This is a genomic window from Ensifer sp., from assembly GCF_035999185.1.
Lineage (GTDB): Bacteria > Pseudomonadota > Alphaproteobacteria > Rhizobiales > Rhizobiaceae > Ensifer.
On record NZ_DASYHB010000011.1, the window covers coordinates 1 to 23,341 of the forward strand.

Below are 23,341 nucleotides of genomic sequence, written 5' to 3' on the forward strand. Positions count from 1 at the left end.
TCGGGCACTCGTCGCAAAGACGGGCGAGCGTATCGGCCTGCAGCACGGAGTTGTCGCGGTTATAGACCATGACGCCGATACCGACCGACTGGCAGATCTTCTTCACATGGGCGTAAAGGCCTTCCTGCGGCGCATCGATCAAATAGTGCGGCAGAAGCAGGATGCCGTCTGCACCGACCTTTTCGACCGAGCGGGCGATGTCGATGGCGATCTCGGTGCCATAACCACAGCCGGACACGATCGCCGTCTCGCCGGACACTTCCTTGGCGGCGGCGACGATCCCGGGAATCTCATCGGGCTTCAGCGAGAAGAACTCGCCGGTGCCGCCGGCGGCAAACAGCACCGGCGCCTTGTAACCGGCGAGCCACTCCACATGCGCCTTGTAGCTTTCCGGCGCAAAACGGCCTTCCGCATCGAAGTGCGTCACCGGGAAGGAAAGCAGGCCCGATCCAAGTGCGGCCTTGATCTGTTCAGGCGTCATGTCGTGCGGATCCTCCCTCAAACTCGACAGCCCAAGCTAAGCAAGCCATCACATATATGTCAATACTCATAATACATGTTGTAATATGACTTTCCACGCGGATCATCGGGAATGAATTTGCATTGATGCGCGAGTTTCAGGATGAGCGGCATTGATGGCGACAAAGCGGATTGTTAGTGCCTTGCATGGAAGAGGTATTATATGTTAACGATAATTGTATGATGTGACGGCCGCGCGCCTGAGTTACGGGGTGCGCGACGCATGCTTTTCTGGGGGAGCAGGAAATGGAACGGCTTCTGATCACTGGCGCAGCCGGCCAGCTTGGGCGCGTCATGCGCAAGAAACTTGCAGGTCTTGCGCCTTTGGTCCGGCTGTCGGACCGGTCGCCGCTGGATCCGCCTGGTCCCAACGAAGAATGCGTCGAGTGCGACCTTTCCGACGCCGCCGCGGTCAACGCGCTTGTCAAAGGCTGCGATGCGATCCTGCACCTCGGGGGAATATCGATCGAACGACCGTTTTCGGAAATCCTGAGCGGCAACATTGTCGGCCTCTACAACCTCTATGAGGCCGCGCGCGCCCACGGACAGCCACGCATCCTGCTTGCGAGCACCAACCACACGATCGGCTACTATCCGCAAGACGAGCGGCTCGGCCCCGACGTCCCCTATCGGCCCGACGGGCTCTATGGCGTATCGAAGTGTTTCGGTGAGGCGCTGGCCCGTATGTATTTCGAGAAATTCGGCCAGGAGACCGCGCTGGTGCGGATCGGCTCGTGCGTGCCCGAACCGATCAACTACCGAATGCTCTCAACCTGGCTTTCCCATGACGACTTCGTGTCGCTGACAGAAGCCGTTTTCCGCGCGCCGGTCCTTGGCTGCCCGGTCATCTGGGGCGCATCGGCCAACGACGCAGGCTGGTGGGACAATTCGCACATTGGCTGGCTGGGCTGGCGCCCGAAGGACAATGCCGAGATCTATCGCGCAAAGATCGTTGCCAACACGCCGAAGCCCGATCCGAACGGTTCGCTCGTCCGGTTTCAAGGAGGCGCCTTCGTTGATGATCCGATCCACAAGGATTAGCCGCAAGGGCGTCGCACCGCGCGCCGCACACGCCGCCAATGGATTGCGCCAATGACCAGCAATGCGTATCCAGAAAAATGAACCAGTCCCAGAACGGCCATGCCCATGACGAACGCGACCGCATCCGAGAACATCGCCCCCCAGGCCAGGACGCTGGTCGCCAAGATGACGGACGTGCTGACTGGCCAGATCGCCGGCGGACATTACAAGCCCGGCGACCGCCTGCCTTCGGAGGCCCAACTCACGCAGGAATTCGGGGTTTCCCGTACGGTCGTTCGCGAGGCGATCGCCGCGCTGCGCTCCGGCGGGCTTGTCGAGGCGAGGCATGGCATCGGCGTTTTCGTGCTGGAGCCGGTGCCGACCGCGCCGCTGCCCTTCTATGGCGTTGATCTTGCCCGCGTCTCGTCCCTGATCGAAATGCTGGAACTGCGCACCGCCGTCGAGGGTGATGCCGCCGCCCTTGCCGCCCTTCGCCGCTCGCCGGCGCAGGAGGAAAAAATCGCAGAAGCCTTCGATACCTTCTGCGCCAGCGCCGCCGAGGGACGCCCGAGCGCGGAGGCCGACTTCAATTTCCATCTGGCCATCGCCCAGGCAACCAACAATCCGCGCTTCAGCGAGTTCCTGCAGGTGCTTGGCGCCGCCCTCATCCCCCGCCGGGCCGTATCGGAGAGCGGAGAAGAGGCGGTGCTCGCCACCGCCGAACTGACGCGGCTGATATCGGAACACGAAGCGATCCTGATTGCGATCCAGGACGGAGATGAGGAAAAAGCGCGCATGGCGATGCGCCAGCACCTGAAAAACAGCCAGCTGCGCTACCGCTCAATGCTGCGCGCTGCCCGCTGAGCGCCCGATGTGGCGGCGCGCTATTGCTGCCACGCAAAGATCAGTCTCGACCGAGCCGGCGAATGTTGCCTGCCAACTCGCCCGCCAGGCGAAGGGCCGCTGCGGTCGCGCCGGTCATTTGCGGCATGATCAGCCATTCGAGCGTCCAGGCAGCACCCGAGCGCTCCTGCTCGTGCACCAGCGCCTGATGCATGCCGGAGAGCTGGGTGGCGTTGAACCGCGCCAGCGACACCAGCACTTCGGCCGCAACCGGGTTCTGCTTGTGCGGCATCGCCGAAGAACCGCCGCCGCCGGAAAGCGCGATCTCGTCGCCCAACTGCGCCATCAGCGCGACATCCTGACCGAACTTGCCAAGGCTGCCGGTCACCAGCGAAAGCGCATTGGCAAAGTCTGCCACCTCCGAGCGCTGGCTGTGCCATTGCGGAAAGTCGGCAAGTCCGAGCTCTTCGGCAAGCGTCGCGCGCACGTCGTCGGCGCGCTTCTCGAGTTTTTCAAGCGTGCCGGCAGCGCCGCCAAACTGGACGGCGAAGAGATCGCGGTCCATGGCTTCCAGCCGATCCTTGTGATCGAGCAGCGGCTCGATCCAGCTGCGCAGCCGGTCCGAGACGGTGATCGGGATCGCGGGCTGCATGCGGGTGCGCCCCATCAGCGGGCGATCCCCCCAGCTGCTGTCGCATTCTTCGAGCGCCGAGACGATGTTTCCGAGACGAACGGCAAAAAGCTCGGCAACAGCCTTCATCCGGAGCATCAGGCTGGTATCGATAACATCCTGACTGGTGGCGCCGTAATGCACATATTCCGCGGCACCCCCGCCGACAGCCGCGCGCAGTTGCCGCACGAATTCCGGAACGACCACTCCGTCCACGGCCATCGCCCGCTTCAAGGCAATGACATCGGGAGAGAAGGCGCGACAGGCCTCGTTGATCCGGTCCGCCGCACTTGCCGGTATGATGCCGTGTACCGCTTCCGCCCGCGCCAGTGCCGCCTCGAAGGCAAGCATCGCGTGGATATCGGCAGAGGCGGAAAACTCCGCAGCGACGGCTTCGTCTCCCAGGAGCCCGGAGAGATAGGGATGGTCGAAGGCGGAATAGGTCATGGGTTCCCCGTTTCTGCCGCATGCCCCCTTAATCGTCTCCGATCCGAGGATGAACCATGCAGCCATCCAAAGTACTACAGCGACGTTAGCGCGCCTCAAGAGGCGCGCGGCGCTAATGCGCCGCTGCCGGCTTGCCGAACGAAATGCCACCTTTTGCACCGGAGCTTACGGCAGGTGCCGATGTCCGGGCGTGACACTCCTGTTCAGATGTCGAGGAAGACCGTTTCCTTCTCACCCTGCAGGTGAATGTCAAAAACATAATTAGGCGCCGCACCGGTCGCGACAAGCGTCGCAACGCGATGCCGGTGTTCGATCCGCAAAAGCAGGGGATCGGCGGCATTGGCGTCCGCCTCTTCCGGAAAGTACATGCGCGTATGAAGGCCGATATTGATGCCGCGCGCCACGATCCAGAACGTGACATGTGGCGCCATCAGCCGGTCGTGACTGTAGGGAACAGGTCCCGGCTTCACCGTCTCGAACGCAAAGACACCGTCCTCGGCGCCGGTCGAACAGCGTCCCCAGCCGGTAAAATTCGGATCGGCAGCACCACGGATTTCGGTCGGCGAATTGTAAAGGCCCGCGGCATCCGCCTGCCAGATCTCGACGAGCGCATCTTTCAGCGGCGCGCCGGCGCCGTCGATCACCCGGCCAGTGATGGTGATGCGCTGCCCTTTCGTCTGATCGTTGATCATCTGCGAGCCGAGGTCTGCCTCATAGACCCCACCGATGCCGCAGAAGTTCGGTGTCAGGCCGATATGCACGTATGGCCCGGCGGTCTGTGACGGCGTTTCCTTGAGGTAGTTGAGCTGCTGCACCATCAGTTGCCCTCCAGCCGGTTCTCGAAGAGCGTCGAACGCCGGCCGCGCAGAACGATGTTGAATTTGTACGCGCGCGCATCGAACGGGATCGTGTTTGCCCAGTCGAGCGGGGCGATCAGTTGCTCGACCGCCTGGCGATCGGGGATCGTGTTGACGATCGGACACTTCCAGATCATCGGATCGCCCTCGAAATACATCTGGGTGATCAGCCGCTGCGCGAAGCCGTGGCCAAAGACCGAAAAATGGATATGCGCCGGACGCCAGTCGTTGACGCCGTTCGGCCAGGGATAGGGTCCGGGCTTGATGGTACGGAAGGCGTAGCCCCCACGCTCATCGGTGATCGTCCGTCCGCAGCCGCCGAAATTCGGATCGAGCGGCGCCAGATAACTTTCCTTCTTGTGGCGATAGCGCCCGCCGGCATTGGCCTGCCAGAATTCGAGCAGCGCCCCCGGCACCGCACGGCCGCGCTCGTCCAGTACGCGCCCATGCACGATGATGCGTTCGCCGATGGCGCTTTCTCCGGCTCGGGCAAAATTGTGGATCAGGTCGTTGTCGAGCTCGCCGATGACCGCGTGGCCAAAGACCGGACCGGTGATTTCCGAGATCGTGCCGTCGAGCGAAAGCAGCGCCTTTTGCGGCGAACGCAGCACCGAGGTCTTGTATCCGGGCGTCAACGCGGGCGCGTGCCATCGCCGGTCGCGCGGGAAGAAGGCGCCGGTCTCCGGTTTTGTGTTGCTGTCGGACATCGTTCTCTCCCCGTCAGGCCGCCTTGCCGGCGTCGATGTCGGCAAAAACGCGCTTGGCGATCTTGATCGCGTGATTGGCGGCAGGCACCCCGGCATAGATCGCCACGTGCAGCAGCGCCTCGCAGATGTCTTCGCGACTGGCGCCGGTGTTTTCGGTCGCCCTGACATGCATCGCCACCTCTTCGTCCTGGCCGAGTGCCGCGAGCAGCGCGATCGTGACAATCGAGCGCTCGCGATTTGTCCAGGTCGGCCGCGACCAGACGTGCCCCCAGGCGGCTTCGGTGATCAACTCCTGAAACGGGCGATCGAAATCGGTGGATGTCGACTGCGCCCGGTCCACATGGTTGTCGCCGAGCACGGCGCGGCGCGTGGCCATGCCCTGGCGGTAGCGGTCGGAAGGCGCAGAGGCATCATTCATGGGTCTTGTCTCCATGCATTGCAATTTCGAAGAAGGCGCGCAGCACCGCTGTCAATGCTTCCGGATTTTCGACGCAAGGGATGTGGCCCGCATCGCGGATAACTTCATAGCGAGCGCCGGGTATGAGCTTGGCGGTCGACAGAACCACATCCGGCGGGGTCGAGCCGTCCTGATCCCCGACGACGCAGAGCGTGGGTACCGCGATACGGCCTGCTGCCTCCGTGTAATCCGCATCGCGGATCGCCCCGCAGGTGGCGGCATAGCCCGTCGCCGACTGGCGGATCAGCATACTGCGGTAACCGACCAATGCCGCATTTTCCGGACGGCGGAATGCCGGCGTGAACCAACGCTGAAGGATATCATCGGCGATCGCTTCGATACCGTGGGCTTCGATCGCAGCGATACGCTGTGCCCAGAGTTCGGGCGTGCCGATCTTGTGCGCCGTATCGCAAAGGACGAGCGCCCGAACGAGGTCCGGGCGGTGCTGGTAGAGCGATTGCGCGATCAGCCCGCCGACCGAGAGACCGCAGACGATCGCCTGTTTGACCGACAGCATGTCGAGCAGGCCAGCCAGGTCATTGGCGTGATCCTCGATCGAATAGGGCGTCGTGCCGATATCGGAGAGACCATGGCCGCGCTTGTCGTAGAGAACGATCGCATAGTCCCCGGCAAGCCGGACGACGACGTCGCGCCAGATGCGAAAGTCCGTACCGAGCGAGTTGGCAAAGACCAGCACCGGCCGGTCGCCGGTGGCGCCGATCACCTGGTAGTGGATCGTGATGTCGTTGATGCGGGCAAACTGCACGGGCTCTCTCCTCCGCCGCCAAATTGGATATTTAATCTGGTTAGGTAAAATGATATTTCATGGGTCTTCATTAACTTGAGGGTTATGAATGCCATGATCGACGCCCGGGTCAAGTTTCGCCATCTGCAGACTTTTGTCGAGGTCTCCCGCCAGAAGAGCGTGATGAAGGCTGCCGAGCTGTTGCATGTCAGCCAGCCGGCCGTGACCAAGACGATCCGCGAGCTCGAAGAGGTGCTTGGGGTCGCGGTTTTCGAACGTGACGGTCGAGGCATCAAGATCACACGCTACGGCGAGGTTTTCCTCCGCCATGCCGGCGCGGCCCTGACGGCGCTCAGACAAGGGCTCGATTCCGTCTCACAGGAGCGCGACGGCGACGGCGTGCCGGTCCGGATCGGTGCGTTGCCAACGGTTTCGACGAGGATCATGCCCCATGCAATGCGGCTGTTCCTCAAGGAGGATACCGGCGCCCGCATCAAGATCGTCACCGGAGAGAACGCGGTGCTCCTCGAACAGTTGCGCGTCGGAGATCTCGACCTCGTCGTCGGGCGGCTTGCCGCACCGGAAAAAATGACCGGGTTTTCGTTCGAACACCTCTATTCCGAGCAGGTCGTCTTTGCCGTCCGCGCAGGACATCCCCTGAGTTCGGGCGCGCACACTACCTTCGCGCGGCTGGCCGGTTTCCCGGTGCTGATGCCGACCCGCGCCTCCATCATCCGCCCCTTCGTCGAGCGGCTCCTGATCACCAATGGGATCGCCAGTTTGCCGAACCAGATCGAGACGGTTTCGGACGCCTTCGGCCGCGCGTTCGTGCGGACGAGTGACGCGATCTGGATCATTTCCGCTGGCGTTGTCGCCAGCGACGTCGACGACGGAACGATTGCCCTCCTGCCGATCGACACCAGCGAAACGAAGGGTCCCGTCGGCCTGACGATGCGCGCCGACGCTGCGCCATCGGTGGCGCTCTCGATCCTGATGCAGACCATTCGCGAGGCCGCAGCCGGCGTCGCCATGAAACTCTAAAGCAGGATTTGCCGCGGAAACGTCGCTTTACAAATTTCGGCTGCCCGCCAAGATTGCGGCTCCAACACACCGGTGACCCGATGCCAAGTCCTTCCGTGATCGTCGAGACCTTCACCCAGAGATACGTTGCCGAAATTCTCGACTGGTTTGCGAGCCTCGAAGCCGTTGTCCAGTGGGGCGGCACGGATCTGTCTCATCCGCTGGACGCGGCACAGATCGAGGCGATGTTGGCCGAGACCACAGGCGCCGAACCGGCGCGCTCGATGTTGGCCGGCCTCGCCGACGGCAAGCTTGCGGGCCACGCGCAGGTGGCGCTCGACTGGAAAAATGGCGTTGGTCGCTTGAGCCGGGTGGCGATCAATCCGCGGATGCGCGGCCAGGGCCTTGCCCAGCCGTTCCTGCGCGAGGTGGCCAATCGGTTTTTCGCCAACCCAGCGTTCGAGCGGCTTGAGCTCAACGTCTACACTTTCAACGACGCGGCGGTCCGCACCTATCGCAGCCTCGGCTTTCGCGAAGAAGGCGTGCGGCGGTCCTCGGCCAAGGTCGGCAATGCGCGCTGGGACACTGCGATCTACGGCCTGCTTCGAAGCGAGTGGACTCCGCCGAACGATCAGAACGGCAGGCCGACATAGTTCTCCGCGAGCACCGTTTCGGCGGCGACCGAATGGGTGAGGTAATCGAGTTCGGCTTCCTGGATGCGCTGGTCAAAATCGCCGGCATCCGGGAAACGATGCAGCATCGTCGTCATCCACCAGGAAAACCGCACCGCTTTCCAGACGCGGCCTAGGGCCCGCTGAGAGTAGGCATCAACGCCGGCGTTTGACCGATCCTGGTAATGCTCAAGCAGCCCCTCGAAGAGATAATGTACGTCGCTGGCCGCAAGGTTGAGCCCCTTCGCACCGGTCGGCGGCACGATATGGGCGGCATCGCCCACCAGGAACAGGCGACCGAAACGCAGCGGCTCGGCGACGAAAGACCGCAGCGGTGCGATCGACTTTTCGAAGGAGGGGGCGGTCACCATCGCCTCGGCATGATGCTGCGGCAAACGCCGGCGCAGCTCGTCCCAGAAGCGGTGGTCGGACCAGTCCTCGACCCTCTCGGTTGCCTCGCACTGGATGTAGTAGCGGCTGCGCGTCAACGAGCGCATCGAGCAGAGTGCAAAACCGCGCGGATGGTTGGCGTAAATCAATTCATGATCGACCGGCGGCACGTCGGCCAGAATGCCGAGCCAGCCGAAGGGATAGACCTTCTCGAACGTTTGCAACGCCCGTTCAGGCACCGACTTGCGGCTGACGCCGTGGAAACCATCGCACCCCGCGATGAAGTCGCAGTCGATGCGCTGCGTCCTGCCATCCTTCTTGAAGGTGACATAGGGCTGCTGGCCATCGAAGTCATGTGGCTCGACGTCGGCCGCCTCATAGATCGTCGTTGCAGCGGAGCGTTCGCGGTGTACCATCAGGTCGCGCGTCAGCTCCGTCTGGCCATAGACCATCACACGCTTGCCCCCGGTCAGGTGCGACAGGTCGATGCGGTGGTCGCGGCCGTCGAAGGCGAGCGAGAACCCGTGATGCGGAATCCCTTCCTTGTGCAGCCTCGCTCCGGCCTTTGCGCGGTCCATCAGGCCAACCGTACCCTCCTCCAACACCCCGGCCCGCACGCGACCAAGAATGTAGTCCCGGCTCACGCGATCGAGAATGACGTTGTCGATGCCCGCTTCGCTCAGCAACTGTCCAAGCAAAAGTCCCGATGGGCCGGAACCGATGATGACGACCTTGGTGCGCATGCTCTCCTCCGAATTGTCTTTTGGCAAAGTCTGCGCGCGACCGATCCCGCCCTCAATGGACAAATCTGCCAAGAAATTGCACAAATCGAACATGACCGGCGGATGTGCGACATGAAGAAGACGGTACCGACCTACGAACTCTACGGCGAAAAGACCGGGGAGAGACCGGATTTCTGGCTTCATTGCGAGACTATCCCGTCTCGAAGCAGCCTGTACCATTGGGAAATCGGCCTGCACCGGCACCAAAACTTCTTCCAGATCTTGTACATTGCCAGCGGCTCGGGCGACGCGGTCTTCGGCGACGAGGTCCACGCGATCGAAGCGCCGGCGGTGATTGCCGTTCCGCCGGCGCTCAGTCACGGGTTCCGTTTTTCACGCGACATCGATGGCTTCGTTTTCACCATCCTCGCATCGCATTTGAAGGTGTCCCCAGGAGAGCGGAGCCGACTTGGCACATGGATGGCGACGCCGAGCCTGACCCGGCTCGACGGAAGCGAGAATGCCGCATATATCGCCGCCACCCTCGCCCGCCTTGCCGCCGAATGGGAAAGCAGCCGCGGCAACCGCACCGACTTGCTGGATGCCTACTTGACGTCCGTCCTGGTGCTGACGGCGCGTCTCGACGAAAGAGGCGATGACCGGGACGATGCGGCTGGCAGCGAAAACGAAGAGCGGGTCCAGCGCTTCGAGGCGCTTCTCAGGCAGCATGGCCGCTCGCACTGGCCGGCTGCCGCCTACGCCCGTGAACTCGGCCTCTCGCCCACCCATCTCAACCGCGTGACCCGTGCCGTCACCGGCCTCAGTGCCCACGAGATGATCGCCCGCAAACTTGTCGACGAGGCACGGCGCGAACTTGTCTTCACGCGCGCCAGCGTCCAGGAGATCTGCTTTCGGCTCGGCTTTGCCGATCCTGCCTATTTTTCCCGCTTCTTCCTGCGCCAGACCGGCATGACGCCTCGCGCCTGGCGACTGACTGAGCGCGAAAGGCTCGGCGCGTGATAACCGGGCGGACATCCTCCATCGTGCGAGTGCGCCGCCGGATCGGCTCTTTGAACGTATCGCCGCTGATCCAGAAGTCTTTTGAAACGACTCAAAAAGGGGAGCAGACTCTGCGGCGGGTCCGAGGGGGGACTCGGAGGATATTCGGAGGAAGACATGGCAGTACGCGATCCGTCGCCCTCGTTGTACAACGAGGATCTGGCACCGGCAGAGGAACGCCGGTGGGGCGCTTTCAGCATCTTCAATGTGTGGACGTCCGACGTCCATAGCCTGTGGGGCTACTATCTCGCAGCCAGCCTGTTTCTGCTTTGTGGCAGCTTCATAAACTTCGTCATCGCCATCGGCATCGGTTCGCTGGTGATTTTCGTGCTGATGAGCATGGTCGGCAATGCCGGCGTGCGCACGGGCGTTCCCTTTCCCGTGCTCGCCCGTGCCTCCTTCGGCACGTTCGGCGCCAACGTCCCGGCGCTCGTGCGCGCCGTCGTCGCGTGTTTCTGGTACGGCGCGCAGACGGCCGCGGCGTCCGGCGCGATCGTCGCGCTCCTCATTCGCAACGACAGTCTGCTGGCGTTCCACCAGAACAGCCACATGCTCGGCCACTCGACGCTGGAGGTCATCTGTTACGTCGTCGTCTGGTCGCTGCAGTTGCTCATCATCCAGCGCGGCATGGAGACCGTGCGCAAGTTCCAGGATTGGGCAGGGCCGGCGGTCTGGATCATGATGCTGATTCTTGCCGTCTATCTGATCGTCAAATCGGGGACGTTTTCGTTCGGCTCGGAAATCCCGCGCGACGTTCTGATCGAAAAGACCAGGGACGCCGGCGTTCCCTGGGAGCCGGGGACCTTCCCGGCACTCGCCGCCGTCGCAGCCACCTGGATCACCTATTTTGCCGCGCTCTATCTGAATTTCTGCGACTTTTCGCGCTATGCGACCGACGAAAAGACCCTGCGCAAAGGCAATCTCTGGGGCCTGCCGATCAACCTCCTTGCCTTCTGCCTGGTTGCCGGCGTGACAACAACGGCCGCCTTTGCCGTTTACGGCGAAGTGCTGCTGCACCCGGACCAGATTTCAGCGAAGTTCGACAGCTGGTTCCTCGCCCTGCTTGCGGCCTTGACCTTTGCCGTCGCGACCCTCGGCATCAACGTCGTGGCAAACTTCGTCTCGCCCGCCTTCGATTTCGCCAACGTCTTTCCGCGGCAGATCAACTTCAAGCGCGGCGGTTACATTGCCGCGCTGATCGCCCTCATCCTCTATCCGTTCGCTCCATGGGAAACCGGTGCGGCCCATTTCGTCAATTTCATCGGATCGACGATGGGGCCGATCTTCGGGGTGATGATGGTCGACTACTATCTGATCCGTAAGGCTCAGCTCAATGTCGAAGCGCTCTATCATGAGAACGGCGAGTTCCGCTTCCAGGGCGGATGGCACGGAAACGCCTTCATCGCCTTTGCAATCGGAGCGCTGTTCTCATCGATCCTGCCGACGTTTACCAACATCTTGCCGGCCTGGTGGGGGATTTACGGCTGGTTCTTCGGCGTCGCGATCGGCGGCGCCATCTACTACGTGCTAAGGATCGGCGCGCGCAAACCGGCCTTTGCGGCCTAGCGGCGCAACCATGTGCCCGGCCGCAACGCCGGGCACATTCTGACCTACACGGCGATGTTCGCGTTGAGATCGGTTGCGTTCGTTCTGCTCCGCCGGGCTTTCAAACGCCGCTGGGGCGTCGATTTTCGGCTCGGGTCAGTCGGAAGCCTGGAAGCCGTCGCCAAATGACCCGTCTCGAACTCAGGGGCTCCGGCGCACGCGCCCGAGAATCTGGCGGACACCCTCCTTGGTGAAGGGCTGCGTCAGTTGCTTCAGGAAGCCCTCGGCGATCTCGCCCTTGATGCCGATATCCGTGGAGGATGGTCGATCGGGATTGTAGTAGGTTGCAAACAGCAGGTCCCAGACGACGACATTCTCTCCATAGTTCATGTTGCCTTCGCGAAGATCCTTGGAGTGATGCCAGCGGTGGAGCCGTGGCGTGCTGAAGATGAAATCGAAGGCGCCGGTTCGCATATCAACGTTGCAATGGGTGAGGATGCCGATGAATGCCGTGACCGCCCCAAGCCACCAGAACACCGGCAGCGGCGCACCGAGGCAATAGAGCGGGATCTGGCTCATCGCGATCTTGAAAAGTGAATCAGCAATGTGGAACCGGCCGGTGTTGATCACCCAGAGCCTGGTGACACTGTGGTGCAGGGCATGAAAACGCCAGAAGAACAGCTTTTCATGGGCAATGCGATGCGACCAGTAGAGGCCGAGTTCCGCGATCACAACCGCGAGCGCCACTTGCAATACCATCGGCCAATCGGAAGGCCAGAACCCGAATTTCAAGGCGGCGAGCGGCTGCAGGATGTTGGCGGCGTACATCGGAAACACGGCGGCGGCGAGGCCCGCCACTTGCAGCACCCCTTTGGTCGCAAGAGTATGCCCGATATCGTTCACAGTCTCGCCATCGGAAAGAAGCCAGCTTCTTTCGTAGGGAATGTAACGCTCGAGCGCGAACAAGACGAACACGGCGGCGGCATAAACGGCCGCAAAGACGCCCATTGGGTGCGCGCTTGCAAATGCGAAATGCGAGCCCAGAAGCCCGAGAAAAAACACCAGCGGCCAGGACAGGTATCGAAGCATCTGCTTCAGCAGGCTTCCGTTCCCCGACGTGACGTTTCTGCGCTCCAACACCATCAACGACGCTCCATCCACTCAAGCAATTCTCGGCATGTTCGGGCGCGTCCATCGCTGATGCGTCCGTCAGTGCAGGCATCCAGGCGAAGGTCCCGCTCGGTCCACCCGTATCCTCTGCCCGGCCCGTACATGCGCCTGATCTCGGCGCAGGTCCGCGGTTCTCCATCACTTAACCGACCATCACGACAGGGATCGTACAGAAGCTGAACCTCCCGACGTGGGTCGTCCGCTTTCCACAACCCCTTCTCGTCCGCATGGTTCGAACCGACGCCGAGCAAAATCACCCACATTGGTAAAACAGCCAGTCGCATCGTCAACGTCCTTGATTGAAACATGGCGACGAGCTTTGCGGGGGGCGGGTTACACGAGCATTGCAGGAGACCGGAGGCTCCAAGCCAACCGCACGCATGCGCTGGCCATTGACGAGGAAAAGAGAATCCATTGGTCAAAGGACGGCTTGCCCGTCGGCTGCCATAGGCCGCAAGGGGCGAGGATGCATTGCTCTTCTCGCTTGCGTCATGCCTCAGCGCCTGAAAGCCGAAGTCCGCGAGCGCATCGTTGCCGCCGCATCCGCCGTCTTTGCCGAACAGGGCTTTGAAAGGGCGAAGCTTGTCGACATTGCCGATCGGGCGGAAACCAGCACGAGCAACATCTACAAGTATTTCGCCGACAACGAAGCGCTCTTTCATGAGACGCCGGCGTTGGCCGGCCGGCTCATCCGGCTGCTGCGCGCTCGCGTGCGGGACTTGCGCTTGATCGGCAACTGGCTGGAGGCAGACGCCGCCCGCTCCGAACCTGCCCGGGCGCTGCTATCGTTCTGGATCGACCAGCGGCTTGTCGTCTTGATCCTGCTTCGCGGCGCTGTAGGCACACGCTATGCCCATGTCCGGGATATGATGATCGAGGAAATGGTCCGGCTTGCCTCACGATACGTGCGCGAGACGCAAGGCGAAGCCGCACTTTCCCCCTTGATGCTTTTCATGCTGGAGCGAACCTTCACCCGAACAATCGACACGATCGCCGACACGCTTGCGGCCTACGAAGACGGGGCGTCAATCCAGGCCGCGATCGACCTCTTCTGGCGTTATCAGTTGGCCGGGTTGCAATCGTTGATGGTTCCAACGACGCTTGAGCAGACCCGAGCGGCGCATCAGTCGTCCGAGTAGCGTTCCTCGCGCCAGGGATCGCCACGCATGTGGTAGCCGTTCCGCTCCCAGAAGCCGGCCATGTCGCCTTCGCGAAAATCGATGCGCGTCAGCCACTTGGCACTCTTCCACAGATAGAGGTGCGGTACCACGAGCCGCATCGGCCCACCGTGGGTGCGGCTGATCGGCTGGCCCTCCCAGTCGGTCGCAAGGATCGCATCCTCGGCGGCAAAATCCGCGAGCGGCATATTGGTGGTGTAGCCGTCGTAGCTCGTCAAAAGCACGTGGCTCGCCTCGGGTTTCGGCATCACCTGGTCGAGCAGATCACGCACCGCGACACCCTGCCAGCGGTTGTCATAACGCGACCAGGTGGTCACGCAGTGCATGTCGGAAAGCCGATTGCTCTGCGGAAGCGATTTGAAGGCCGCCCAGTCGAGCGACAAGGGATTTTCAATGTGGCCGGTGATATCGAGCCGCCAGTTTTCCGGGCGGATCACCGGCTGCTGCCCGAGATCGAGCACCGGCCAGTCCTTCACCAGGTGCTGGCCCGGCGGCAGACGTTCTTCCTCGGGACGCGTGATCCGTCCTGTCAGGAACTTGCCGTCGGCGGCCCATCGCCGCTTGGTTTTCGTCAGCTTGATTTCCGGCGGATCCGTGTTGTCGGTCATGAATCGTACTCCCCAGCCCGAATTCACTTGCCAAGTGGAAATAAGAAGCGCGCGACAACGGAACGTCAAGCGCGAAGCAAGACGTTGTTGCCTCAGCATTCGCCGCGCGGCACCGTGCGTTTCCTTCAGCGGAGCGCCCGACTATCTCCGCCGCAGGGGCATGCGCCGCCAGCGCACTGAAGTTCAGCCGCGCGGGCTTGTCGTTAGGCACGCTAGGGTACCGAAAGTTCCCTTCCGGCTCGACTGCCTGCTTTTCTCTCGTTGTTGGCGCACCGAACCGGGATACTACCCCGCGTCTGCCGCCGTCCGGTGTCGATGAAGCCCCGCGCACGCTGGGCTCCGGCACGCCAGATCGATGCCCGCCTCAGACCGGCCTTCAACGCGAAACAGCCGCCCGCCAAGGTCACATATGACCCCGACAAGCGGCCGTTTGCGTCGACTGCGTTCAATCAGAACTTGACGCTCAGATTTGCCTTGACGCTCTGGTCGCTGACACCGCCGCCGAACTGACCCGTATAGGTCAGGCCGAGGGTTGCCTCCGGTGCTATGGCGAAGTCGAGGCCGGCTTCGAGTACCGCTGTGTCCTCGGCAATCGGGACGCCGGCGATGACGAACGTGCTTGCAGGCGTGAACCCGTTCGACGACAAGGGCAGCGTGTCGCCGAAGGCGTGCCGCCAGCCGACGGTGCCACGGGCAGTTGCCAGGACGCCGCCAAGGTCGAAGCTGGACGCCGCGCGCAGGCCGATGGTCGTGAACGTGGTATCCTGCGAGGCGTCCTTGCTGAAGAGCGCCGCAGCGCCGCCACGCTCGGTAAAGCCGTCGCGGTTGAGGTGCACGTAGGCGAGGTTGGCAAACGGCTCAAGATCGACTGATCCGGCCGTGAAGGCATAGGCAAACTCGCCGAAGACCTGGCCGGTGCCGGCACTATAGTCGGCATTGAGCGTGTCCGAGAAGCCCGGGAACGAAACCGTGCGGTTCGTCTCGATATCGTGCCAGCTATAGGCCGCACCGGTTCTAAGCGAAGCATCGCCCCAGCGTCCACCGGCATAGAGCCCGAGGTGATAGTTGTCGGAGATTGCCGAAGAGAACCGCGCGTCGATGTCCATCGAGGAGCGCGAGTAGCCGGCAAGCGCGCCGACGGTCCACTCGTCCACCTGCGTGTCGGCGCCGACGAAGAAGCCGCCGATGGAGCGATCTGCCTTGGCGGCATTGCCGTCACCATCGATCCGTCCCCAGGAACCGAAGCCCTGGCTCCAGAGAGCAAGTTCGCCGCTGTCGATCGCGCCGGTGGTCTCGCTCGACTGCTTCGCCGCCACGGTGCCGAGCACGGTGCGCAGACGATCGTTTGCGGCCTCACGCAGGAACCGGCCGTCCTCGATCAGGATCGACTGGAACGAGCTGTGCACTTCACCGGAAAGCAGATCGAAGGCCGTGCGCGCCGCCTCGGGCGTTGCGGAAAACGCGATCGCGTTGAAGATCGGGTTGGCGAAGCCGAGCCCGTCCACACCAGCGCTGGTGGCGATCTGGTTACGGGTCCGACCGACGCTGGCAAAGCTGATATCGTTGCGGGTCAGCTTGAGCGAAAGGTCGTTGCCGTCGCCGCCGGCGTAATCAACCGTCGGATCAAGGAACACGAGGTTATCAACGATCGACGCAAAGGTACCGGTGATTGCCCCCGAACTCGTCTTGTCGATGAGAATGAACGGGCCGTTGATCGGATTCCAGCTCGCCGCCGTGTTGGGTGAAAGCAGGAGGTCAAGCGTCGCACCGGAGATATCGACACTGCCCGACACGATCACCTTGTCGGTGGCTGTGGGCGTGCCTTCGATCTGCAGGACACCGTTGTTGGTGTAATTGCCTGCAATCGTCTGCGTACCGATCGAATTGCCCGGAGCATGGACGCCGCCGGCCTGAATGGTCGTGTTGCCAAGCGTGCCGGTGCCGCCGAGACGGGCACCGCGCCGGATCGTGGTCAGGCTGGAGTTCGCCAGAGAGCCGTTGACGATCAGGTTACCCGACGTGATGTCGGTTGCGCCGGTAAAGGTGTTCACGCCCGTCAGGGTGAGCTTGCCCGTGCCCGCCTGGGTCAGCGTGCCGTTGCCCGAGACGGCACCTGCATAGGTCACGTCGTTCGAGCGGTTGTAGATCAGCGCGCCGTTGTTGGTGATCGAGCCGACGAAGTTGCCGGTGCCGCCGATCCAGCCGGTCGTGCCGCCATTGCCGAGCTGCAATGTGCTGCCCGCGCCGATCGTTACCGGACCGCGCGTGCTGCTGCTGGCCGTCAGGGTCAGCGTGCCCGTGCCGATCTGCGAGAACGAGCCGGGACCTGTGATCGTACCGCCGTAGGTCAAATTGCCCGCGCTGTTGAAGACGAGCGCGCCAAAGTTGGTGACGTTCGATGCGATCGAACCGCCGGTGCCGCCATCGCCGATCTGCAGCGTGGCGCCCGAGGAGATGCCCGCACCGCCGGTAAATGTGTTGGCGCCGGTCAGGACCTGGGTGCCAGCATTGACGGAAATGCCGCCGCTGCCGGTGATTGCGCCCGAGAAGGTGCCTGTGGCGTTGTTGATGATCAGCGTGTTGCTACCGAGCACCACCCGCCCGCTACCGGCAAGGGACTTGACCTGCGCGGAGGCCGCCGCCGAGACGTCGAACGTGCCGTTGGCCGTCAATCCGCTCGAAGCGTTGATCCGCCCCTGGCCGGACAGGGCCAGCGTTCCACCCGCTGCGATGCTGGTCGCACCGGTGTAGGTGTTCATGCCCTTCAGCGTCAGCGTGCCGTTTCCAACCTTGTTGAGCCCGGTGCCGGTCCCGCCATCTTGGAGGACCGTTTCGATCGTGGTTGCGACGCCGTTGCCGACATTGATCGTTGCCGCCGTGCCGCTTGCCGGGTTGAACGCGAGCGCGCCGCCATTGATGGTGTAGCCGGTGCCGTCGTTCGTGGCAGAAAACTGCAGCGTGTCGAAGCTCTGTGTGCCGACGACATTGACGGTGCCGCCGGTGGCGCCGGCAAACACGCCGACCGATCCGCCGAAGCTGCCGTTGACGCCGGCATTCAACGGGTCGCCGGTCCAGTTCGTGCCGGCAGACGTCCAGGTGCCGGCGCCGCCGTTGACCGCGCCGTTGCCGGTCGTGTCCGCACCGTCCCAGAACTGCATCGTCTGACCGGTGCCGAGCACGGACAGATTGACCTGTTTGGCAATGCCGGTCTGGACCTGATGGCTGGCAACAGTGAAGCCAGGGGCCGTCGACGTGGCCGTCGTCGAGGCAAAATTGCCCGTGAGCGAACCATCATATTCGAACAGCCGGTAATAACCGCCCGACGCCACCCGAGCGTCCAGCGTACCGCCGAGCGTCAGATTGCCGCCGACCTTCACCAGATCGTTGTCCGTGCTGCCGACAAGGCCGGGCGTGTTCAGCTCGAACACCGATGTGGAACCGGCGCCGAGCGTCAGATCGCCAGCGATCGTCAGCGTGCCCGGGCTGTTGCCGGCCGAGAGCGTGCCATCGACGACGACATCGCCCTTGACCTCGCCCGATCCGCCGAGCGTACCGCCAGCACCGACGTTGACGTTGCCGCCAAGATGGCCGTTGACATAGGTCGTGCCCGACGTCACCGAGGTTGCGCCACTGAACTGGGAATTGTCGCCCGTCAGGGTAAGCTTGCCCGTGCCAGCCTGGGTCAGCGTGCCGTTGCCCGAGACCACACCGGCATAGGTCACATCGTTCGAGCGGTTGTAGACGAGCGCACCGTTGTTGGTGATCGAGCCGAGGTAACCGACGGTGCCGCCGATCCAGCCGGTGGTGCCGCCGTTGCCAAGCTGCAAGGTGCTGCCGGTGCCGATCGTTACCGCGGCGGCCGTGCTGTGGTCTGTCGTCAGTGTCAGCGTGCCGCGGCCTATCTGCGAGACCGCACCGTCGCCGCTGATCTCGCCGCTATAGGTCAAATTACCGGAACGATTGAAGACCAACGCCCCGTGGTTGTTGACATCCGATACGATCGAGCCGCCCGCACCGCCATCGCCGATCTGCAGCGTCGCGCCGGTATTCGTGACCGCCGTGCCGGTAAAGGTGTTGGCGCCGGTCAGTACTTGGGTGCCGCCATTGACGAGAACGCCGCCGGTGCCGTTGATCGCACCGGAGAACGTACCGGTCGCGTTGTTGATGACCAGCGTCTTGCTACCCAGCAACACCTGACCGCTGCCGGCAAGCGAATTGATAATCGGCGCGCCCGCTGCAGAGACGTCCACGGTACCGTTCGCCGTCAATCCGCTCGAGGCGGTGATCCGCCCCTGGCCCGACAGCGAGAGCGTACCGCCAGCTGCGACCGTCGTCGCGCCAGTATAGTTGCTGGTGGCGGTCAGAACCTGCGTGCCAGCCGCAACGTTGACGCCGCCGGTGCCGGTGATCACGCCCGCGAACGTGCCCGTGGCGTTGTTGATGTTCAAATTATTGCTGCCGAGCACCACCCGGCCGCTGCCAGCAAGCGACTTGATATCCGCCGCTGTCGCCCCGGAGACGTCGAAGGTGCCGTCGCCCGTCACGCCGCTCGAAGTGCCGATGCTGCCTGCACCGGATAGGGCCAGCGTACCGCCCCCGTTGATGGTCGTCGCGCCGGTGTAGGTGTTCACGCCTGTCAGCGTCAGCGTGCCGTTGCCGGCCTTTGTGAGCCCGCTACCGGTGCCGCCATCCTGCAGCACCGAGCTGATCGTGGTTGCAACGCCGCTATCGACATTGATCGTTGCCGCCGTGCCGCTTGCCGGGTTGAAGGCAAGAAAGCCGCCATTGAGGGTGTAGCCGGTGCCGCCGGTCGTTGCAGAAAACTGCAGCGTATCGAAGCTCTGCGTGCCGATGACATCGACGACACCGCCGTTCGCACCGGCAAACACGCCGACCGATCCGCCGAAACGGCCGTTGATATTGGACCGCGCCGCCGGGCCGGTCCAGTTGGTCCCTGTCGAAGACCAGGTGCCGGCGCCGCCGTTGACCGCGCCGTTGCCGGTCGTGTCCGCGCCATCCCAGAAGTGCATCGTCTGGCCGGTGCCGAGGACCGAGAGATTGACCTGCTTGTCGATGCCCGTCTCGACCAGATGGCTGGCAACCGTGAAGCTCGGCGCCGTCGATGTGGCATTCGTCGCCGCAAAATTGCCCGTGAGCGAACCGTCATATTCGAACAGCCGGTAATAACCGGCCTGCGCCACCTGAGCGTTCAGCACGCCGCCGAGCGTCAGGTTGCCGCCGACCTTCACCAGATCGTTGTTGCCCGCACTGCCGACGAGGCCGCGTGCGTTCAGCTCGAACACCGATACGGAGCCGGCATTGAGCGTCAGGTCACCGCTAATCGTCAGGGTGCCTGGGCTGTTGCCGGCCGAAAGCGTGCCATTGACGGCGACGTCGCCGCCGATCCGGCCGGTGCCGCCGAGCGTGCCGCCCGTGCCGACATTGACGTTGCCGCCCAGCTGGCCGTTGATTAAGGCCGTGCCCGACGTGACCGACGTTGACCCACCGAACGACGAATTGTTGCCGGTCAGCGTCACCTTGCCGGTGCCTGCCTGCGTAATCGTGCCGGTGCCGCTAATCGTGCCGGCATGGCTGATATCGTTCGAGCGGTTGTAGACGAGCGTGCCGTTGTTGGTGATCGGACCGAGGAAGTTGCCGGAGCCGCCGATCCAGCCGGTTGTACCGCCATTGCCGAGCTGCAGCGTGCTGCCCGTGCCGATCGTCACCGCACCGGCCGTGCTGTTGTTGGCCGTCAGCGTCAGCGTGCCGCTGCCGATCTGCGAGAACGTCCCGTTGCCGGTGATCGAGCCGCCATAGGTCAGGAGGCCGGAACGGTTGAAGACGACCGCGCCCGAATTGCTGATATTCCCCACGAGCGAGCCGCTCGCGCCGCCGTCGCCGATCTGCAGCGTCGCGCCGGTATTTGTGCCCGCTTGACCGGTAAAGGTGTTGGCCCCGGTCAGGACCTGCGTGCCAGCCATGACACTGATGCCGCCTGTGCCGTTAATCGCGCCCGAGAACGTGCCCGTGGCGTTGTTGATCATCAGCGACTTGGTGCCGAGCTCCACCTGGCCGCTGCCGACAAGCGACTTGACCTGCGGCGCGATGGCCCCGGAGACATCGAAGATACCGTTGGCCGTCAGCCCGCTCGAGGCATTGATCCGGCCCTGGCCGGAAAGAGCGAGCGTGCCGCCAGCCGCGATCGTGGTCGCACCGGTATAGGTGTTCATTCCCTCCAGCGTCAGCGTACCGGCGCCGGTTTTGATCAGCGAACCGTTGCCCGTAATCGCGTTGGTGAAGCGCCCGTTGGCGGCCTGCTCAATCGTCAAACTGGCGGAATTGTTGAGTGCGACGTTGCCGAAGAGAGCCGGGGTCGCTGTCACGAAACGGAAGGTGTTGACGCCGCCATCGAAGATCATGGCGTTCGCGCCGGCACCGGCGCCGTTGATGGAGCCGGACGCGCCCAGGGTCAAATCCACGTTGCTGCCAAAGAAACCGGAACCGTTTGTGCCGTTGGTGCTACCGGTCCCCCCCGATCCGCCCCTGACATTGCCGTTGACGATCACCGTGCCGCCGTTCAGCGCGCTGATGCCGTGACCGCCGTCGCCACCGCGCGTCGAGCTGCCGCCGACGCCGGCGTTGCCGCCGTTGCCGCCCGTGACGTCCGCGTTCACCGTCAATGTTCCACCATTGACGAGTGCCGCGCCATCACCGCCGTCGCCACCGCTGCCGCCGATTGCGCCCGGCGCTCCGCCGCCGGCACCGCCATTTCCACCCGCGCCGCCGGAGATACTGGAGCCGGTAATGCTGTCCGTACCGCCAGCCGCAACAACCCGGCCGTAGCCGCCGGCGCCGCCGCCGCCGCCGTCGCCGTTCAACGAGGCGCCGCCGTCACCACCTCGGCCAGCTGCAATGCCGACGCTGCCGTGGGCACCGCCGCCCCCACCGCCGCCACCGCCAAAGTCTGCGCCGCCGCCATTGCCTGTGCTGCCCGACGCCCCGTTCGGGCTGATACTCGTACCGCCGGCGCCGCCATTGCCGGCAACTCCGGCGCCGCTCTGGCTGCCCGCACCACCGGCTGCGCCCGGCCCGCCGCCGCCGCCGCCGTTGCCGAGAGCGAACGACGTGGCGCCTGGCGTACCTTGCAAGTTTCCGTCGACACCACCGCCGCTGTTGACCGTGCCACCGCCGTTGCCGCCCTTTCCGCCCGCCTGGGCGGCTGACGCGGAAGCAACCATGCCGAGCGCAAGACCCGAGGCGGCAAACATCCACAGCGCCGTGCCGCTCAAGAGCAGAGGCCGACGCCTACGCAGCGGAAGCGCGTCGCTGTAAAAGCCCCCGGCCAAGCCCTGATTCTGACAATTGATTTTTTTCAAAGGCTTGCCCCCGCCATCGTCTAAAAAATATCCCAGGAAGCTGGCTTGCACGACAACTCTAAAGCGGCAACGCCTTATCGACGAAACAACCTACGGGTTCGACGAAGCGACAAAGCGCAACATTGGCGTCTTGTGGAAAATCTCAGATGCCGAGACGGCTGCGCAATTCCTGCCTGTAGGGGCGGGACACGGCCCAGAGCTCGGGCAATCGGCGCAGGCGCACGGCCCAGCCCTGTTTCGTCGGACCCGAATGACGGTCCAGCTCTGTCACGTGCGACAGGTTAATCACTGCGGTCCGATGAATGCGCAGGAAGCTCGACTTGGGCAGCAGGCCACTCCAGAAAGAGAGTGGGCGGAGATCGAGGACGGCGGCCTCGTCCTTCAGCCAGATCTGGGTGTAGTCCTTGGCAGAACGAAGCCCGACAATTGCCGAAAGCGGCACCCCGCGGGTGCGTCCCGGCATATGCAGATGGACGATCGGGTCGGTCCCGGCGGACGTTGTTGCGATTTCACTGTCGCGTTCGCCATAGGCCGGCGAGCGCCCGTAGCGTGCGATCCCGATCAGCTTTGCGCAGCGGACGAGCTGGTGAATTTCTTCGATCGGCCATCGACGCAATGCCCTCGTCGCGTCGAAACCGATGCAGCCGCGCAACGTGCCTGCGTGAAAGACGGGGACGCACAGAACGCTCTTGTCGTTCTGGCGAAGCATTTCCGCCTGGAGCGCCCGCGCCGGCCGGGGCAGTCTGGCAACATCGTTGATCATCACCGCCTTGCCGGCGACCAGCCATTGATGCAGCCAGCCGATCATCGTGACGGGCGTCTGCTGCAGGTCACCGACATGCGAAGACACATCGCCCCGCACCCATTCCTCAGTGTTGCGGAAGCGCAGTAGGTCGTCGCAATATTCGAACATCCACGCGCGGTCGGCACCGGCAAGCTCGCCGGTTTCCTCAAGGATCGCGGCGATCGCCGCTTTGGCCGGCGAGCCGATCAGGTGGGTGGCGGCCAGATACGCCCAGTCATGTGCCGGCTTTTCCGCAGCAATGCAGGGCGGCTCGGTCGTCTCGATCAATTCGTAGGGCGGTAAGCTGATGGGATGGTCGGGCCGATGCAATTGCTCATTCATTACGATCACAATATGGAATCAGGGAAAAGGAAAGCGTTCTGTAGAATTTCGGGTTTCCCGGAAATCCGGGCCGTAAGGTTGGCGGCAACGCCAATAGGGCGCCGAGAGGCGGCGCCGGACAAAATTTGACAAAGTATCTGGCTCTTGCGGTGCGATGGCCCCCCTCCATCGTCCTGTGCCGGCGTTTTTCGCAGACACTCACCCGCGTGGA

General features: G+C 63.3%; 18 protein-coding genes. 7 read left to right on the plus strand and 11 right to left on the minus strand.

Annotated elements, in window-relative coordinates; all coding sequences use genetic code 11:
• Positions 1 to 481: dihydrodipicolinate synthase family protein (locus tag VGO04_RS00515; RefSeq protein ID WP_327494002.1), on the minus strand; the 481-nt coding region annotated here is incomplete at its 3' end.
• 284 nt (positions 482 to 765) lie between these two features.
• Here VGO04_RS00515 and VGO04_RS00520 point away from each other — a divergent pair.
• The gene (locus VGO04_RS00520) at positions 766 to 1,560 is read left to right on the plus strand and encodes an NAD(P)-dependent oxidoreductase (RefSeq protein ID WP_327494003.1); all 795 of its coding nucleotides are present in this window, start codon (positions 766 to 768) and stop codon (positions 1,558 to 1,560) included.
• A gap of 105 nt (positions 1,561 to 1,665) precedes the next feature.
• Positions 1,666 to 2,403: a FadR/GntR family transcriptional regulator gene (locus tag VGO04_RS00525; RefSeq protein WP_327494004.1), complete on the plus strand. Its 738-nt coding sequence runs from the start codon at positions 1,666 to 1,668 to the stop codon at positions 2,401 to 2,403.
• Positions 2,404 to 2,443: 40 nt separating this feature from the next.
• Here the strand turns inward: VGO04_RS00525 and VGO04_RS00530 are convergent, their stop codons facing one another.
• The 5 genes from VGO04_RS00530 to pcaD form a co-directional block, all read right to left on the minus strand.
• Positions 2,444 to 3,499, minus strand: coding sequence for a 3-carboxy-cis,cis-muconate cycloisomerase (locus VGO04_RS00530; protein WP_327494005.1), 1,056 nt, complete (start codon positions 3,497 to 3,499; stop codon positions 2,444 to 2,446).
• A 203-nt stretch (positions 3,500 to 3,702) separates the two neighbouring features.
• Complete coding sequence (gene pcaG / locus VGO04_RS00535) at positions 3,703 to 4,317, minus strand: protocatechuate 3,4-dioxygenase subunit alpha (protein WP_327494006.1); 615 nt, start codon at positions 4,315 to 4,317, stop codon at positions 3,703 to 3,705.
• A complete protein-coding gene (gene pcaH / locus VGO04_RS00540; protein ID WP_327494007.1) occupies positions 4,317 to 5,063 on the minus strand; it encodes a protocatechuate 3,4-dioxygenase subunit beta in 747 nt (248 codons plus the stop codon). Before pcaH ends, pcaG begins: the two co-directional genes overlap by 1 nt.
• 13 nt (positions 5,064 to 5,076) lie before the next feature.
• The gene (pcaC, locus tag VGO04_RS00545; protein ID WP_327494008.1) at positions 5,077 to 5,481 is read right to left on the minus strand and encodes a 4-carboxymuconolactone decarboxylase; all 405 of its coding nucleotides are present in this window, start codon (positions 5,479 to 5,481) and stop codon (positions 5,077 to 5,079) included.
• Positions 5,474 to 6,286 (minus strand): 3-oxoadipate enol-lactonase, encoded by an 813-nt coding sequence (gene pcaD, locus VGO04_RS00550; RefSeq protein ID WP_327494009.1) that lies wholly within the window; start codon positions 6,284 to 6,286, stop codon positions 5,474 to 5,476. Before pcaD ends, pcaC begins: the two co-directional genes overlap by 8 nt.
• Positions 6,287 to 6,379: 93 nt before the next feature.
• On the opposite strand from pcaD, the gene pcaQ reads away from it, so the two are divergent.
• Both pcaQ and VGO04_RS00560 read left to right on the plus strand, forming a co-directional pair.
• The gene (pcaQ, locus tag VGO04_RS00555; protein ID WP_327494010.1) at positions 6,380 to 7,306 is read left to right on the plus strand and encodes a pca operon transcription factor PcaQ; all 927 of its coding nucleotides are present in this window, start codon (positions 6,380 to 6,382) and stop codon (positions 7,304 to 7,306) included.
• An 80-nt stretch (positions 7,307 to 7,386) separates the two neighbouring features.
• A complete protein-coding gene (locus VGO04_RS00560) occupies positions 7,387 to 7,938 on the plus strand; it encodes a GNAT family protein (RefSeq protein ID WP_327494011.1) in 552 nt (183 codons plus the stop codon).
• On the opposite strand, the gene pobA is transcribed toward VGO04_RS00560, so the two are convergent.
• The gene (gene pobA / locus VGO04_RS00565) at positions 7,917 to 9,089 is read right to left on the minus strand and encodes a 4-hydroxybenzoate 3-monooxygenase (RefSeq protein ID WP_327494013.1); all 1,173 of its coding nucleotides are present in this window, start codon (positions 9,087 to 9,089) and stop codon (positions 7,917 to 7,919) included. The genes VGO04_RS00560 and pobA overlap by 22 nt on opposite strands.
• A 111-nt stretch (positions 9,090 to 9,200) precedes the next feature.
• Here pobA and VGO04_RS00570 point away from each other — a divergent pair, with 111 nt between their 5' ends.
• A complete protein-coding gene (locus VGO04_RS00570; RefSeq protein WP_327494014.1) occupies positions 9,201 to 10,088 on the plus strand; it encodes a helix-turn-helix domain-containing protein in 888 nt (295 codons plus the stop codon).
• 156 nt (positions 10,089 to 10,244) lie between these two features.
• The gene (locus VGO04_RS00575; protein WP_327494015.1) at positions 10,245 to 11,693 is read left to right on the plus strand and encodes an NCS1 family nucleobase:cation symporter-1; all 1,449 of its coding nucleotides are present in this window, start codon (positions 10,245 to 10,247) and stop codon (positions 11,691 to 11,693) included.
• A 180-nt stretch (positions 11,694 to 11,873) separates the two neighbouring features.
• Here the strand turns inward: VGO04_RS00575 and VGO04_RS00580 are convergent, their stop codons facing one another.
• Entirely contained in the window at positions 11,874 to 12,815 is a 942-nt protein-coding gene (locus VGO04_RS00580; RefSeq protein WP_327494016.1) for a sterol desaturase family protein, read from the minus strand.
• A 518-nt stretch (positions 12,816 to 13,333) separates the two neighbouring features.
• Between VGO04_RS00580 and VGO04_RS00585 the strand changes: the two genes are divergently transcribed.
• On the plus strand, positions 13,334 to 13,981 hold the full coding sequence (locus tag VGO04_RS00585; protein WP_327494017.1) for a helix-turn-helix domain-containing protein: 648 nt from the start codon (positions 13,334 to 13,336) through the stop codon (positions 13,979 to 13,981).
• Here VGO04_RS00585 and VGO04_RS00590 read toward each other — a convergent pair.
• From VGO04_RS00590 to VGO04_RS00600, 3 genes are all read right to left on the minus strand, one after another.
• Complete coding sequence (locus tag VGO04_RS00590) at positions 13,966 to 14,628, minus strand: sulfite oxidase-like oxidoreductase (RefSeq protein WP_327494018.1); 663 nt, start codon at positions 14,626 to 14,628, stop codon at positions 13,966 to 13,968. The two genes, VGO04_RS00585 and VGO04_RS00590, sit on opposite strands and share 16 nt — an antisense overlap.
• Positions 14,629 to 15,077: 449 nt before the next feature.
• Positions 15,078 to 21,974 carry an autotransporter domain-containing protein gene (locus VGO04_RS00595; protein ID WP_327494019.1) on the minus strand — a complete coding sequence of 2,299 codons (6,897 nt, stop codon included), beginning with the start codon at positions 21,972 to 21,974 and terminating at the stop codon, positions 15,078 to 15,080.
• 172 nt (positions 21,975 to 22,146) lie between these two features.
• Positions 22,147 to 23,130: a GAF domain-containing DNA-binding protein gene (locus tag VGO04_RS00600; protein WP_327494020.1), complete on the minus strand. Its 984-nt coding sequence runs from the start codon at positions 23,128 to 23,130 to the stop codon at positions 22,147 to 22,149.
• Between the last annotated feature and the right edge of the window lie 211 nt (positions 23,131 to 23,341).

What these genes read in the sequence shown, in the direction of transcription:
- VGO04_RS00520 (WP_327494003.1), top strand. Translation starts at nt 766, where the DNA reads ATGGAACGGCTTCTGATCACTGGCGCAGCCGGCCAGCTTGGGCGCGTC.
- VGO04_RS00525 (WP_327494004.1), top strand. Translation starts at nt 1,666, where the DNA reads ATGACGAACGCGACCGCATCCGAGAACATCGCCCCCCAGGCCAGGACG.
- VGO04_RS00530 (WP_327494005.1), bottom strand. Translation starts at nt 3,499, where the DNA reads ATGACCTATTCCGCCTTCGACCATCCCTATCTCTCCGGGCTCCTGGGA.
- pcaG (WP_327494006.1), bottom strand. Translation starts at nt 4,317, where the DNA reads ATGGTGCAGCAGCTCAACTACCTCAAGGAAACGCCGTCACAGACCGCC.
- pcaH (WP_327494007.1), bottom strand. Translation starts at nt 5,063, where the DNA reads ATGTCCGACAGCAACACAAAACCGGAGACCGGCGCCTTCTTCCCGCGC.
- pcaC (WP_327494008.1), bottom strand. Translation starts at nt 5,481, where the DNA reads ATGAATGATGCCTCTGCGCCTTCCGACCGCTACCGCCAGGGCATGGCC.
- pcaQ (WP_327494010.1), top strand. Translation starts at nt 6,380, where the DNA reads ATGATCGACGCCCGGGTCAAGTTTCGCCATCTGCAGACTTTTGTCGAG.
- VGO04_RS00560 (WP_327494011.1), top strand. Translation starts at nt 7,387, where the DNA reads ATGCCAAGTCCTTCCGTGATCGTCGAGACCTTCACCCAGAGATACGTT.
- pobA (WP_327494013.1), bottom strand. Translation starts at nt 9,089, where the DNA reads ATGCGCACCAAGGTCGTCATCATCGGTTCCGGCCCATCGGGACTTTTG.
- VGO04_RS00570 (WP_327494014.1), top strand. Translation starts at nt 9,201, where the DNA reads ATGAAGAAGACGGTACCGACCTACGAACTCTACGGCGAAAAGACCGGG.
- VGO04_RS00575 (WP_327494015.1), top strand. Translation starts at nt 10,245, where the DNA reads ATGGCAGTACGCGATCCGTCGCCCTCGTTGTACAACGAGGATCTGGCA.
- VGO04_RS00580 (WP_327494016.1), bottom strand. Translation starts at nt 12,815, where the DNA reads ATGGTGTTGGAGCGCAGAAACGTCACGTCGGGGAACGGAAGCCTGCTG.
- VGO04_RS00585 (WP_327494017.1), top strand. Translation starts at nt 13,334, where the DNA reads ATGCCTCAGCGCCTGAAAGCCGAAGTCCGCGAGCGCATCGTTGCCGCC.
- VGO04_RS00590 (WP_327494018.1), bottom strand. Translation starts at nt 14,628, where the DNA reads ATGACCGACAACACGGATCCGCCGGAAATCAAGCTGACGAAAACCAAG.
- VGO04_RS00600 (WP_327494020.1), bottom strand. Translation starts at nt 23,130, where the DNA reads ATGAATGAGCAATTGCATCGGCCCGACCATCCCATCAGCTTACCGCCC.